Origin of the sequence: Parashewanella curva (assembly GCF_003675895.1) — a bacterium.
Classification (GTDB): Bacteria; Pseudomonadota; Gammaproteobacteria; order Enterobacterales; family Shewanellaceae; genus Parashewanella; species Parashewanella curva.
Genome location: NZ_ML014836.1, coordinates 1 through 13,633, shown reverse-complemented (window position 1 = coordinate 13,633; position 13,633 = coordinate 1). Strand labels below are relative to the sequence as shown.

The following is a 13,633-nucleotide window of genomic DNA, read 5'->3' as shown; positions in this document are numbered from 1 at the left end:
GTGATCGGTAATTCCTGAAGTGGCTAAAAATCGTTCACGACAAAACAAGAATACTTGATCACAGTTAGGCAAGAAATAGTGATCACGATGGGCAGGAATTCTTGATCACGTTAGGCGGGAATATGCAATAAATATATTGTTAAATTCATACTGACTAAACCGGCTCAAATTTGTATTGCTTTAATATGAAAACTTAATCGTTCAATTTTTCGAGTGCATCAATATTTCTTCATCTATCCCAGTTTTATTAAAATTTTCGCTGTGCTTAATTCTTTGTTTAGATATAATTCGCTAAGTTTTGCTATTAAGCTGTTTTTTCAAGTGGATTATTAATGACCATCAAAACCGACGAATTACGAACCTCATTACTTTGTAAGGTTATTTCACCTGCACAGTTAGCATCAGAGTATCCGCTAACGACTCATGCAGCTGAGTACTTGCTTCAACAACGTAAAGAAGTAGAAGCCATTATTGAAGGAAAAGATCAACGCTTATTAGTGATTGTCGGTCCATGCTCGATTCATGATACCGATGCGGCTTTGGACTATGCAAAACGACTTGCAGTTCTACATCATGAGTTAAAACAAGATCTTTGCATCGTAATGCGAGTCTATTTTGAAAAACCGCGCACTATTGTTGGCTGGAAAGGACTGATCTCAGATCCGGATTTAGATGGTAGCTTTAGTCCAAATAAAGGGTTAAGAAAAGCTCGTCACCTATTACAACAAATTACAGAGCTAAACCTACCAATTGCCACTGAGTTTTTAGACATGGTAAATGGTCAGTACATTGCTGACTTGATCACTTGGGGAGCCATTGGTGCTCGCACAACTGAGAGCCAAATTCATAGGGAAATGGCTTCTGCTCTTTCTTGTCCTGTTGGTTTCAAAAACGGTACAAACGGCAGTATCCAAATTGCTGTAGATGCTGTCCGTGCAGCGCAAGTGCCACATATTTTCTACTCACCAGATAAAGATGGTGCAATGGCGGTACTAAGAACCTCTGGTAATCCATACGGTCATATCATTTTACGTGGTGGCGAGAAGCCAAACTATTTTGCTGAAGACATTGAAAAAGCAAGGCAAGGCTTAGAAGATGTTGGTTTATTCCAACGTATGGTCATTGATTTTAGCCACGGAAATAGCCAAAAACAGCATAAAAAGCAGCTAGATGTTGCCGATGACATCATTGCCCAACTAGAAAGTGGTAGCAAGGCAATTGCAGGAATTATGGCTGAAAGCTTTATTGAAGAAGGAAATCAGAAAGTCATTCCTGATCACCCCCTTGTATACGGAAAAAGTATTACCGACGCTTGCTTACATTGGGAGGATACAAAGCTATTGCTCCAAAAGCTAGCCAAAGCAAGTCGTACCCGCCAAGAAAAATTAGCTTAAAACCGAGCTTATAAGGCATCAATCTTTATTAAAATGATGCCTCTGCTCCTTTAATTGGTTTTTGTGCAGGGCAATCTGTTGTTATCATTCCATCCTTCAAATCTGCTAATGGTTTAAAACCAAGTTGTAAGGCTTTATTTAAATCCGATTCGGCTATGGTATGAACGTTAATGTTGAGTGTTGATGCCCCACATTGAGCAATGACCATCATACCGTTAATCAAGCCACAACTTGATGAAATTACTTTTACTCCATCTTTCGACAATTTTTCGGCCGTTTGCTTAACCCTTAAGCCTCCGCCAACACATTGCTTAGATCCATCATTGATATAAACTTGAATATTTGAATTTGAATTGGGATTTGAAGCCAAATCAGCATTGCAGGCAAATTGTGACAAACACACGAGAACTAAAAAAATTTTTCTCATAATTATCTCCCCTTAGAAACCTCAATATTGCAGCATATTATTTTAAGCTATCTACTTTTCCCTTATCTTTACACATGCTGCTACTTATTCAAATAAGAAATAGCTCAGAACCACCTGAAATTTAGAAAAAAACAATATGAAGGTACTATGCGAATTCAATTTTTGAACCTAAAAACATCAGTTGGCTACGTTCTCAAGCGTAGAAAAATTGATTGCTAGCAAGGCGTAGCTTGCAGCAAGCAGTTGCTCTACTTGCAAAAGTTACAACGCTGCTAGCGGACATTTTTGCAAGCTTGTGAGCGTAGAGTGCTTCACCCATTCGGTGATTGATGAAAATGATGAAGTTGTAGCTAATTCAGATAGATATTGACTTATTGAGCGTTAAACTGATGTTTTTAGGTCGAACAAGGGAGAGCCATGACAACCATCCAAACCTCTAATGATATTCACCAAACACTTCTTGATGGAGCAAGCGCTCTTATACTTTCTGATTCAAACCAACTTAGCTTACATCTGAGCACACCATCGGGATTGAAAGTTTATCTCATAGCTTTAGAAGCCCCACTGTATAAGCAATCATCTGGCGGTAAAATATCCCCTGTTACCACAAGCTACTTCGGGCAAGTCTTTGATTATAAAGATTCTCGATTAGACAGCGCGGTACTTGAGTGGAAAAAGAACTTCTGCGTTAGACAATATATATTGAAAGCACCAAAAAGTAGTGAGCTTTGTCATTCAAAAAGAATAATATTAGACGGTTTTTGGTTCCACCTATTACAAGCTCGCCACCCTACACCCAATTTTTCAGGCTATGCAAAAGTCCGATTCCAAGATACTACTTTCTATTTAAATCCATCAGTAGCAAGTGAAGAAAAGTGTGACAATTGTGACGCTGACAAATTCAATCAAAGTCAGTTTATTTTACAAAAAAAAGACAATAAAGCCTTTACTGAGTGGGAAAAAGGAATCAAAACAAGAGAAACAGAAATATATAGATATGAAACTGCGTTTTGTAATCATGTAGGAAGAACTAAACAAGAACTGCTTGCTGCGATATCAGCGTTTAAATTAATTGCTGTATCTGATAAAAATAGAGAGACTCGCCTTTCATCATGCCTACTTACAAAAGTACCTCTGGAGTTTACACCCACAAACCTAGGTGTAATTGTGGAAGAAAAACCAACGGAGTTCGACAGGCAAAAGTCTCATGGTATAAGTAACAATAAAATGTTTCAGCTTTTGTTGTGTGAGCTGAGTATATACCCATCAATTGTCACTGCAGTTATACTTTCGCGTCACGCAATGTACTACAAAGTAGAGGACATGCCCTTATCATTGTTTAAACGTTATGTATCAAGAGGAGAAAGTTGTGGTTCAATAGTTATATTCAAATGTTTCTTACGCGATTTGGAAGCTTTACATGATAAAAATATAGCCCTAGGAAATATTTCTAGCCGTTCATTAATCGTTTGCACAACCGATAATGGTGAATTTCAACCACCTTTAACTACCGTTAAGCTAGCTGACATATCCCATTCACTTATTTTTTTAGCTGCCCCTCTAGACGATACTTCTTTGTGTGAACCTGAACCTGACGCGGTAAAATCAAAGCACTCTACCGAAAATAATATTCTTATTTGTCACCCCACTCGTAGTTTCAAGCCAAAACATTTAGTACCAAATGCTTTGATGACAAAGCCAAATCAAGAGCAATTAAGAAAACATTTAGATATTGATGATTACTTAGCTCTCCAAACGATACTTCAATGCGTGTCTCCTAAAATCGCAGGGATAATTAAAGCAAATCGTTACTTCACTTGGTCTGAGGGTTATAAAAAAGAACATGAACTCGTGTATTACGAAGAAATACAAAAATTGATTATTCCTGAATTTCGAGATTCAGTAATGACATTTTTAAATGAGCCCCACTTGCACCCATTGCCCTGTAGCTTGTATAGATGCATAAATTGGCCTAGTTAAAACAGGGAACATAATCGTAAGAAACATTTAATGAGTAATGCTTTAGTGGGCGATTGGGTCACAAAGGATCCGAACCTTCGAAGAGTAGATTAATTGGTTAAAAGCCAACTGCACTCTTTTTATGAGAAAGCGACTGAGCTAACGACTTATCTGGTGATTGATTTACTTGAGAATCTAAGAAGTGGTGGGTCGTGAAGGATTCGAACCTTCGAAGAATAGATTAATTGGTTAAAAGCCAACTGCACTCTTTTTATGAGAAAGTGACTGAGCTAACGACTTATCTGGTGATTGATTTACTTGATAATCTAAAGAAGTGGTGGGTCGTGAAGGATTCGAACCTTCGACCAATTGGTTAAAAGCCAACTGCTCTACCGACTGAGCTAACGACCCATTTGATTTTTATACTTCTTAATGGAAGAAATGGTGGGTCGTGAAGGATTCGAACCTTCGACCAATTGGTTAAAAGCCAACTGCTCTACCGACTGAGCTAACGACCCATCAAATTGTTCATGTTTTACTTCCCGCTCTTAAATAAAAGAGTTTAAGAAGTGGTGGGTCGTGAAGGATTCGAACCTTCGACCAATTGGTTAAAAGCCAACTGCTCTACCGACTGAGCTAACGACCCATCAAATTGTTTATGTTTTACTTCCTGCTCTTAACTGAAAGAGTTTAAGAAGTGGTGGGTCGTGAAGGATTCGAACCTTCGACCAATTGGTTAAAAGCCAACTGCTCTACCGACTGAGCTAACGACCCATCAAATTGTTTATGTTTTACTTCCTGCTCTTAACTGAAAGAGTTTAAGAAGTGGTGGGTCGTGAAGGATTCGAACCTTCGACCAATTGGTTAAAAGCCAACTGCTCTACCGACTGAGCTAACGACCCATCGAATTGTTTATGTTTTACTTCCCGCTCTTAAATAAAAGATTAAGAAGTGGTGGGTCGTGAAGGATTCGAACCTTCGACCAATTGGTTAAAAGCCAACTGCTCTACCGACTGAGCTAACGACCCACTCTTATCTCAACCCGACCGTGCCGTGCTGAGGGCGCCTATAATACCGTTTTCCATTTCTCATGCAAGTGCAAGAACACGATTTTTTTTCGTTTGGCTGAAAAACAGCCTAAGCGCCCAAAATTTAGTGATTTATCGCTCAGTTTTTATAAGGCAGCGATATTTTGCTTAGCAATTCGAGCTTCTGAACTTTGTGGATACTCATTCAAAACTCGTTGGTAATATCGTTTAGCTAACTTTTTATCATTTTGCTTCTCAGCAATTTTACCAAGCTTGATAAGGCTATCTGCTCGCTTACCTGACTTTTCAAACTTATTCACTACAGTTTGAAATGCAACTTTGGCACTTTTTAAGTCACCTTTATTAAACTGAAGCTGGCCTAACCAATAATTAGCATTATCTGAGAAATTAGAGTTAGGGTATTTTTTGATAAAGTCTTTAAAGGCAGGAATAGCAGCGTCGTACTTTCGTTCTTTCAGAACCAAATTAACGGCACGCTGATAACTATCAGTTTCAGACAAACTACCTGTTGTTGATGCAGCATCTGCAACCTCTGTATTAGCTTTATCTGATACAGGTAATTGCACTGGCTGTGATTGCACTTTAGCTAATTCATCAAACAACTGGCGCTGACGCTGTAAAATTTGCTCAATTTGATAGGCTTGCTGCTCATTCAAACCTCGTAAATCTTGTACTTCTTGTTGCAGAGTATCTACGCGTTGCTGAAGCTCAAATTCAGCCTGCTGTTTGGCTTTGATTATTCGCTCAAGACGAGAGACTCTATCATTTTGAGAACCACCAGCGAGATCCACTACTGGAGTGGGCGCAGCTTGCGCTGCGCCCACTCCAAGGAAAACTACCGTGGCTAAGACGGTTTTTTTCATTCTGTCACTCCATTAACTGAAGAGTAAACTTTTGTACATCTTGTCATACCTAATCAAGTATCCAGAGCCTTTTTCACTATAAAAGTCACTAGACTTCAACTCTCACAGGAGTGACGAAAACAAAAGTCTTTTAGTAAACTAGAACTGCACGACGGTTTTGTGCAAATGCTGCTTCAGTGTGACCTGGGTTAGCAGGCTTTTCTTCACCATAACTAACAACTGTCATTTGACTCGCCTGTACACCCATGTTTTGTAGGAACTTCTGTACGGCTTTAGCACGACGCTCACCAAGTGCGATGTTGTACTCTGGAGTACCGCGCTCATCAGTGTGACCTTCGATCATTACTTTTACATTTGGGTGCTCAAGTAGGTAGTTACCGTGTGCACGAAGGTTTTCTGCGAAAGCAGCTTTAATTTGACTGTTGTCGAAGTCGAAGTAAATAACGTTGTCTTTACGTAATTCAGCTTCTTTTTCTGCTCTGATTTCTTCTGGAGTTTTGATCACGGTTGCACTGCCAGTTTCAACACCACCATTGCTAACTTCTGTACCGTTTGAACCATTACCCTGAGTAGACTCTGTTGAAGTAGAGCTACAAGCACTGATTGCTAATACAGGAAGCGCTACTAACATAGCTTTTAACAACTTATTCAGATCCATTATCTGTTCCTTTTCAAAGTTTATTTATAAAAATGGTGACCAGGACGGAGACTTCACTTCCCCCTGACCAGCTGGCAATCTTGCTTTAAAGCGACCATCCATAGAAACGGCGGCTAATACTTGCTTTCCTTGGTACACTGTACCATATATAACCATAGTACCATTAGGCGCAATACTTGGCGATTCGTCTAATGTCGTTGAGGTTAAAATTTGCAAAAATCGAGTATCTAAATCCATTCTTGCAATATGAAAACGGTTATTTGTTCTATTTACAAATACAATCGCTTTACCATCAGGTGTTACAGAGCCACCTAAATTCCACTCACCATCAAAAGTTAAACGTCTTACTTTACCAGATTGTATATTCATTTGGTAAATTTGAGGACGCCCGCCACGTTCTGAGGTGAAAACAATAGATTTACCATCTGGAAACCAAGAAGGCTCTGTATCAATTGAATAATGATTTGTTAATCTTCGCAAGTGTTTCGTTGCAATATCAAGTAAATAAATGTCAGGTTGACCATCTTTCGAAAGCGTAATAGCTAACGTTTTACCGTCAGGTGACCAGGCTGGGGCACCGTTGATTCCCGGGTAATTAGTAACAACTTGACGTTGTTGAGTAAAAATATCTTGAATGACAATTTGCGACTTCCTATTTTCAAATGTCACATACGCCAACTTTCTTCCATTCGGTGACCAAACTGGAGACATTAAAGGCTCATCTGATTTAACCAACATAGTCTCGTTGTAGCCATCATAATCAGCAATCATTAGGTGATATGGTTTATCTTGGCTGCGATCTACAACGATGTAAGCGATTCGAGTTAAGAAAGCACCTTTAATACCTGTCAGCTTTTCATAAACTCGATTACTGATCATATGTGCATACGATCTGAACTGAGAAGCAGAAATCAATACTTCACTTTGATCAAGTAGCAGACTCTGAGGTGAAGGGGTAGCTCCTTGCTGAGGCAACTGTGACTTGATCAAATCAATCAATTGAAACTTAACTTGGTACTGATCATTTCCATAAGGTTTTACATGACCAACTAGCAATGCTTCAGAGTCAACTCCAGACCAATCACGGCCTTTGAAATCTGCTACATCAGAAAGCCCTTGTTGAGGTAATGACAAGACATTCAACGGTGAAAATGTGCCACTTCTCTTTAAATCAGACATGACGACTTCTGAGAGTTGCTGTGGCATCTGCCCTTGCCCTTCCCAAACAAATGGCATTATGGCAATAGGACGTGCGGCATCAACACCTTCTGTGATAACGATATCAAGTGCAGCTCTAGCTGGACTAGTAATTAAAATGGCAACAACAAATAGCCACTTCCCAAAGGTTCTCATAAGACTCCTCAATTGAACTCAGGTGATACTTCTAAGTTAATATTTTTCATTTGTTCGTAAACATTCGCATCAGGTGAAACTGGTAACCTTCCAGCTTTATTGATGGCAGCCTTAGTTGCTCGACAGACAACACTATCACCACCAATCGTTTTACTGGAAATTACAAAACCATCTTTGGCTAAACGAATATTAACTCGGCAGGTTTTACCGTTCATCGAGGGATCCACAACCAAGTTACGTTGAATAGTTTGAGTGATAAGTGCTTTATATTTTGAAACTTCACTCAACACCTGACGACTACGCGTTTTACTCAAAGCGGCTTGCTCCGCTTGCAAGGCTTTTGCTAAATCATCTTCTTGCTTTTTACGCGCAGCTTCAGCTTCACGTTTCTTTCGAGCTTCTTCCTCTTTACGTTTACGTTCTTCAGCCGCTTTTTGTGCAGCTAATTCTTCTTTTCTGCGCTTAATTGCGGCTGCCTTCGCTGCTTTTTCTGCAGCTCGTTGCTCAAGTTCTTTCTGCTTTCTCACTTTTTCTGCAGCTGCCGCTTTTTGTTTTTCTTGCTGTTCTTTTAATTTAGCAGCACGAGCAGCCGCAGAGGCCTTAGCGGCTTCTGCTTGTTTTTGTTTACGCTGTTGCTCAAGCTTTTTAATTCTATCCTGCTCTTTTTGTCGAGCTTTACGTGCAGCATCCAATTTGCGCTGCAATTCCGCTTGGCGGTCTCTCTCTTTTTTAGCTGCATCTGCCTTTTGCTTGCGGATTTCAGCCACTTTTTGTGCAACAGCTTTTGAATCAACCACTACAGCTTTAAGTTTGGGCTCTGATGAAGCTTGTGGCATCGCTGGCGGTTTTTTATCAAAATCGACACTAACTGCTAAAGCAGCTATCGCGCCAACATGAATAATAAGTGATATGAGTAGAGGAACAGAAAAATTAGAGTTTTGTTGCATCTAATTTTCCTCCGGCGACTCAGTCATCAATCCAACAGAAGGCACTCCTGCGGCTTGTAAACTCACCATCAATTGGATAACTCGATCATACGGTATATTCCTATCCGCTTTAACGACAACAGGACGCTCAGGCTCAAGCTGTATAATGGCAGCGACTTCAATACTAATTTGCTCTAAGGTTTTGGGTTTACTTGAAGGACCATCACCATCATTTAGAAAGTAATCCCCTACCGAGTCGATTGATGCAACTAAAGGTGGTTTCCCTTCTGCTGGCAATGGCTCTGACTGCGCCGAAGGTAGGTCGACTTTGACGCCTTGGGTCACAATTGGAGCGGTTACCATAAAAATAATCAATAACACCAACATTACATCAATGTATGGAACTACATTGATTTCTGCTACTGGGCGTCGGCGTTTGCGTTGATACACTTGCATCAAGCTTGCTCCTTCTTAGCATAAGCTTGACGATGCAGAATATTAGAAAACTCTTCCATAAAATTAATATAAGACGTTTCAAGTTTTTCTACATGTGTACTAAAACGGTTATAAGCGATTACAGCGGGAATAGCCGCAAATAGGCCCATTGCGGTGGCGATAAGCGCTTCTGCAATACCCGGAGCAACCATTGCTAAAGTAGCGTTTTCAACTGCACCAAGAGCAATAAACGAATTCATAATACCCCAAACCGTACCAAACAATCCGATATAAGGGCTAGTTGAGCCTATCGTAGCCAACAGTGATAGGTTTGACTCAAGTCCATCAATTTCACGGGACAGAGTTACGCGCATCGCTCTACCAGTGCCATCCATTACAGCCTCTGGCACATTACCGTTCAATTGACTTAATCGCGAGTACTCTTTAAACCCAGATACGAATAAACTACCCATTCCGTGTACGCTTTCTTTTCGAGCAGCTAATTCTTGGTAAAGTTTATTTAGATCAACACCTGACCAGAACCGGTCTTCGAACTGAAAAGATTGGCTACGTGCAGCTGAAATAAGTTTACGACGCTGAAAAATAACAGCCCAAGACAGTACTGATAATGCTAATAAAGTCAGCATTACAAGTTTAACGAGAAGGCTGGCTTCTAAAAATAGCCCCAAAAAAGAAATATCAGCTTGCACTTATTAACTCCTGCAAAATAAATTGTGGCACCGCAGCTGGTCTCATTTTAGTTAACCTGACACACACAACTACGACCTTAGCTTCACAATAACAATTTCCGTCATTATCGATGAGAGATTGATGAAAAGTCAGTGAAGTTTTTCGATTGTCAGTAATCTTAGACACCACTGTGAGATTTTGTTCAAATTTAGCTGCAATTTTAAAATCAATTTCACAATGCTTCACTACGAATGCAATATCATTTTGTAACAATTGGGTTTGCTGCACCCCAATATGTTTAAGCCATTCCGTCCTAGCGCGTTCGAAAAACTTAAGATAATTTGAATGATAGACTACACCACCGGCGTCGGTATCTTCGTAGTACACAGAAATCGGCCAACAAAACATAAATGATTTTAACTAACGCTTCTAAAATTCCAAACATCAACTATAACGCATAGTTGCAACAATTGTGAATCTAAATGCAGCGATTTTAGCTTGTTGAAGAGTAAAATTTAATGAATTAGCTTGAAGGAAACTAAGCAATATTAACTTTGGTTAAATTAGTGTGACAATCAATCTGAAAAAATCACTTAAATAGTAACCTTATGTAAACGTAATTATGACTAAAAACAAACAATTAATTTTTTTGTATTATTTTAAGCATAGACACCGAAAAACTGACCATAACACACCCCACAAAACATTAACATTTATAATGACAGATTAATCATAGTACATGAATAAAATCATCAAAAATACTCAAAACCATGAATAAGCGTTGAATAAAGAGCTTTTACTCCTTAACGATAACATATGGTGATATTAGTTTTTCTAATGATAAAAGCCAAAATAACTTACTTGTTAATTTACTACACTATGCCTAAAATGACCTCGTTTTCCGGAAGTGCTGATTCGTTCAGTTGAGAAAACAAGAACATTATCAATGGTGTGAAAACACGGTTGAACTCCCTGGTTCTTAAGGTTGACTTCCTACCTTTTATTTGTTGATTGTATTGTGCATTTTGCCCGCTTAAATTAAGTGGGCTTTTTTTTGCCTAAAATTGAGTTATTGTTGGTAGGAATGAGGTAGTATTGAGCAGCATACTCGAAAAGCTCTAAGCTGCCGATATACCAGAACGATCGTGACTCCTTGCACAAGAGTCACTGAAAGAAATTGACTTGAGCTTATGCTCCTTTGCTTATCTGGATTACAACACGTCTGTTTTGCTGTCTTCCCCTAATAGTATCATTTGCAACCAGATGCTTAGTTTCACCATGACCTGTTGTTAAAATACGGTTTTGTTGAATACCATGCTCCATCAGATACTTTTTGATCTGATTAGCACGTTCATTCGAGACTCGCTTGTTAACATTTCTTGAACCATAGCTGTCTGTATAAGCATCGACCAAAACTAATTCAACTTCAGGATCGTAAGAAAGATATTCTTGAACTCGTTGCATTTGCTTCAAGGAATAAGCGGTTAACTCTTTACCACCTGATTTAAAGTTCAAAACTGTAAATGCGATATCATCAAAAGAGTACGGCAATAAATTTGATAAACATTGTCTAAATTGGTTGTACATTCTTCTAAAGTTCGCAGCAGACAAACCTACCGCTACTTGCTGCTCAGCTCGAAACCAATCGGTATAGTAAAACGTTGGCTGCATGCCTTTTGCTAATTCATTCAGCATCGACCATGCCGCTGGCTTTGGAACTTCACCATTAAAATATCTTTGATAAGTAATTTCAGTAATAGCTATATCAGGCCTGCCAGGACGCCATTGAGGAGCACGACTGACTAATCGAGCTTTAGTGACCTTTTCTGGCTTTTGCCACATGGCAAGTTCAAAATCGAGGTTGATTTTCTTAGAGGCGTAACTAGAAAAAACGGCGTTCCCATATAATGGGATCTGATGCTCCAATCGGCACTCAATGGGACTATTTTGAGTTACGCGCCATTGAGATTCATCCAAATTAGCTACGAAATGACGCAATTGTGCCATTGAAGTTAACGGTACTAGTAATAATCCAGCAATGGTTAATTTTCGCCACATAGTTAAATCTCTTTTTCTATTTACATTGATGTTATCGGCTCAAAATTTATCTTCTTTAGTAAAAAATCCGTACCGATATGAATGACACAGAGACGCCAATCAAGGATAATCTTTCAATAGATGATAAAAAAATACTTACAGAGTTAATACATGAGTGAAACTTTCGACCCAAATAAATTAAAACATAGATTTCGTGGCTTCTTTCCTGTGGTGATAGATGTCGAAACGGCGGGCTTTAATGCTAAAACCGATGCCCTACTCGAAATCGCCGTTACTCTGTTAAAAATGGATGATTCGGGTGAATTAGTTCTTGATAAAACCTTGCATTACCATATTGAACCTTTCGAGGGTGCGAACATTGAACCAGCAGCCATTGAATTTAATGGAATTGACCCAACTAACCCACTTCGCGGTGCTATAGACGAAAAAGATGCCTTTAAAGAAATCGTCAAAGAAGTAAAGAAAGCGCAAAAGGCATCAGAGTGTCATCGTTCTATTATTGTGGCTCACAATGCTGCATTTGATCATGGGTTTGTTAGCCAAGCTATCGAGCGTAACAAAATTAAACGCTCACCCTTTCACCCTTTTGCTACTTTTGATACCGCTTCATTATCTGGTTTAGCTTTAGGTCATACCGTGTTAGCTAAAGCTTGCGAAAATGCAGGTATTGATTTTGACAATAAAGAGGCTCACTCAGCCTTGTATGATACTGAGCGTACTGCTGAACTATTTTGCCACATCGTTAATAAGTGGAAAGCCTTAGGTGGCTGGCCATTAGAAGTTCCTGAGCAACAACAAGAAGAAGCATAACCTACAATGACAAAGCTTCTGCATATCAACACTCCACTAATCCAATCATTGTCACTTGGGCAAAAGCTTAATGCAAACGTTTGGCTTAAAATGGATGCAATGCAACCCAGTGGTTCTTTTAAAACCAGAGGTATTGGGTTTATTTGTCAGCAATATGCAAAGCAAGGAGCTAAAGGCTTTGTTTCATCTTCTGGTGGTAATGCAGGTCTAGCTGTTGCCTACTGTGGGCGACAACTAAATATACCTGTAACGGTTTATGTTCCTAAAACCACCAAACAACGAGCAATAGATTTAATTCAAGCCGAAGGGGCTACCGTCATAGTAAAAGGCTGCAACTGGGCGGAAGCACATACTAGCGCAATTCAAACCTGTTCTGATCACATTCGATATATTCATCCGTTTGATGCACCTGAAATTTGGCAAGGTCACGCCACAATCATTGATGAAGTGTTCGATGCAGGGCAAGTACCTGATGCTGTTGTGCTTTCTGTTGGAGGGGGCGGTTTATTATGCGGAGTTGTGGAAGGATTAAAAAGGAATAATGCGGCCAACACGCCTATTTTAGCCGTTGAGACTAATGGTGCCGACTCATTGACTCAAGCTTGTCAGGCTGGAGAGCAGGTTGATATAAACAATATTACCAGTATCGCAACCTCACTCGGTGCAACCCAAGTTGCGACTCAAGCTTTCAAATATACTCAGCAATATCCCATCACTCCTCATACAGTCACTGACTTGGAAGCCATCATTGGTTGTAAAACTCTGCTGGATGAGCATCGTATTTTAACCGAACCAGCTTGTGGTGCCTCTATTGCTGCAACTTTGAATTGTGATAACCCTTTTTGGCAAGATAAAAGGTAACTATTCAGCCTACTGAACAAAATTATCTGGCAAATGCCCACTGAACAACAAGTTCAGCGCTGTTGAAGCTGTTATATTTTGCTTTCTGCAACTCGAAACGTAACTGCGTATGGCACAGAAGTTTTCAGCACCTTCTATGCTCCTAAAGCA

Annotated in this window: 13 protein-coding genes and 6 tRNA genes; 4 read left to right on the top strand and 15 right to left on the bottom strand. The window is 39.6% G+C overall.

Annotation, left to right across the window (positions count from 1 at the left end; translation table 11 throughout):
• Nucleotides 1-332: 332 nt before the first annotated feature.
• On the top strand, nucleotides 333-1,394 hold the full coding sequence (locus D5018_RS18455; protein WP_121840461.1) for a 3-deoxy-7-phosphoheptulonate synthase: 1,062 nt from the start codon (nucleotides 333-335) through the stop codon (nucleotides 1,392-1,394).
• 28 nt (nucleotides 1,395-1,422) lie between these two features.
• Here the strand turns inward: D5018_RS18455 and D5018_RS18450 are convergent, their stop codons facing one another.
• On the bottom strand, nucleotides 1,423-1,821 hold the full coding sequence (locus D5018_RS18450) for a hypothetical protein (RefSeq protein ID WP_121840460.1): 399 nt from the start codon (nucleotides 1,819-1,821) through the stop codon (nucleotides 1,423-1,425).
• A 417-nt stretch (nucleotides 1,822-2,238) separates the two neighbouring features.
• On the opposite strand from D5018_RS18450, the gene D5018_RS18445 reads away from it, so the two are divergent.
• Nucleotides 2,239-3,801 carry a hypothetical protein gene (locus D5018_RS18445; RefSeq protein WP_121840459.1) on the top strand — a complete coding sequence of 521 codons (1,563 nt, stop codon included), beginning with the start codon at nucleotides 2,239-2,241 and terminating at the stop codon, nucleotides 3,799-3,801.
• Nucleotides 3,802-4,115: 314 nt separating this feature from the next.
• On the opposite strand, the gene D5018_RS18440 is transcribed toward D5018_RS18445, so the two are convergent.
• The 14 genes from D5018_RS18440 to D5018_RS18375 all read right to left on the bottom strand — a co-directional run bounded on the left by D5018_RS18440 (nucleotide 4,116) and on the right by D5018_RS18375 (nucleotide 11,812).
• Nucleotides 4,116-4,191 (bottom strand) — tRNA-Lys (locus D5018_RS18440).
• Nucleotides 4,192-4,222: 31 nt separating this feature from the next.
• Nucleotides 4,223-4,298, bottom strand: a tRNA-Lys gene (locus tag D5018_RS18435).
• A gap of 52 nt (nucleotides 4,299-4,350) precedes the next feature.
• Nucleotides 4,351-4,426 (bottom strand) — tRNA-Lys (locus D5018_RS18430).
• A gap of 52 nt (nucleotides 4,427-4,478) precedes the next feature.
• Nucleotides 4,479-4,554: transfer RNA gene (locus D5018_RS18425), tRNA-Lys, on the bottom strand.
• A 52-nt stretch (nucleotides 4,555-4,606) separates the two neighbouring features.
• Nucleotides 4,607-4,682 (bottom strand) — tRNA-Lys (locus D5018_RS18420).
• Nucleotides 4,683-4,732: 50 nt separating this feature from the next.
• A tRNA-Lys gene (locus D5018_RS18415) sits at nucleotides 4,733-4,808 on the bottom strand.
• 146 nt (nucleotides 4,809-4,954) lie between these two features.
• A complete protein-coding gene (ybgF, locus tag D5018_RS18410) occupies nucleotides 4,955-5,692 on the bottom strand; it encodes a tol-pal system protein YbgF (protein WP_121840458.1) in 738 nt (245 codons plus the stop codon).
• A 130-nt stretch (nucleotides 5,693-5,822) separates the two neighbouring features.
• Nucleotides 5,823-6,350 (bottom strand): peptidoglycan-associated lipoprotein Pal, encoded by a 528-nt coding sequence (gene pal / locus D5018_RS18405; RefSeq protein WP_121840457.1) that lies wholly within the window; start codon nucleotides 6,348-6,350, stop codon nucleotides 5,823-5,825.
• Between the two features lie 24 nt (nucleotides 6,351-6,374).
• Complete coding sequence (gene tolB, locus D5018_RS18400; RefSeq protein ID WP_121840456.1) at nucleotides 6,375-7,703, bottom strand: Tol-Pal system beta propeller repeat protein TolB; 1,329 nt, start codon at nucleotides 7,701-7,703, stop codon at nucleotides 6,375-6,377.
• Nucleotides 7,704-7,711: 8 nt separating this feature from the next.
• Nucleotides 7,712-8,650: a cell envelope integrity protein TolA gene (gene tolA, locus D5018_RS18395; protein ID WP_121840455.1), complete on the bottom strand. Its 939-nt coding sequence runs from the start codon at nucleotides 8,648-8,650 to the stop codon at nucleotides 7,712-7,714.
• Nucleotides 8,651-9,088 (bottom strand): protein TolR, encoded by a 438-nt coding sequence (gene tolR / locus D5018_RS18390; RefSeq protein WP_121840454.1) that lies wholly within the window; start codon nucleotides 9,086-9,088, stop codon nucleotides 8,651-8,653.
• A complete protein-coding gene (gene tolQ, locus D5018_RS18385; protein ID WP_121840453.1) occupies nucleotides 9,085-9,774 on the bottom strand; it encodes a protein TolQ in 690 nt (229 codons plus the stop codon). Before tolQ ends, tolR begins: the two co-directional genes overlap by 4 nt.
• A complete protein-coding gene (gene ybgC, locus D5018_RS18380; protein ID WP_121840452.1) occupies nucleotides 9,764-10,162 on the bottom strand; it encodes a tol-pal system-associated acyl-CoA thioesterase in 399 nt (132 codons plus the stop codon). The genes tolQ and ybgC overlap by 11 nt, the downstream gene beginning before the upstream one ends.
• A gap of 780 nt (nucleotides 10,163-10,942) precedes the next feature.
• Entirely contained in the window at nucleotides 10,943-11,812 is an 870-nt protein-coding gene (locus D5018_RS18375; protein WP_121840451.1) for a flagellar protein MotY, read from the bottom strand.
• A gap of 150 nt (nucleotides 11,813-11,962) precedes the next feature.
• On the opposite strand from D5018_RS18375, the gene rnt reads away from it, so the two are divergent.
• Entirely contained in the window at nucleotides 11,963-12,622 is a 660-nt protein-coding gene (rnt, locus tag D5018_RS18370; RefSeq protein ID WP_121840450.1) for a ribonuclease T, read from the top strand.
• A gap of 6 nt (nucleotides 12,623-12,628) precedes the next feature.
• A complete protein-coding gene (locus tag D5018_RS18365) occupies nucleotides 12,629-13,483 on the top strand; it encodes a pyridoxal-phosphate dependent enzyme (protein ID WP_121840449.1) in 855 nt (284 codons plus the stop codon).
• Nucleotides 13,484-13,633 lie beyond the last annotated feature (150 nt).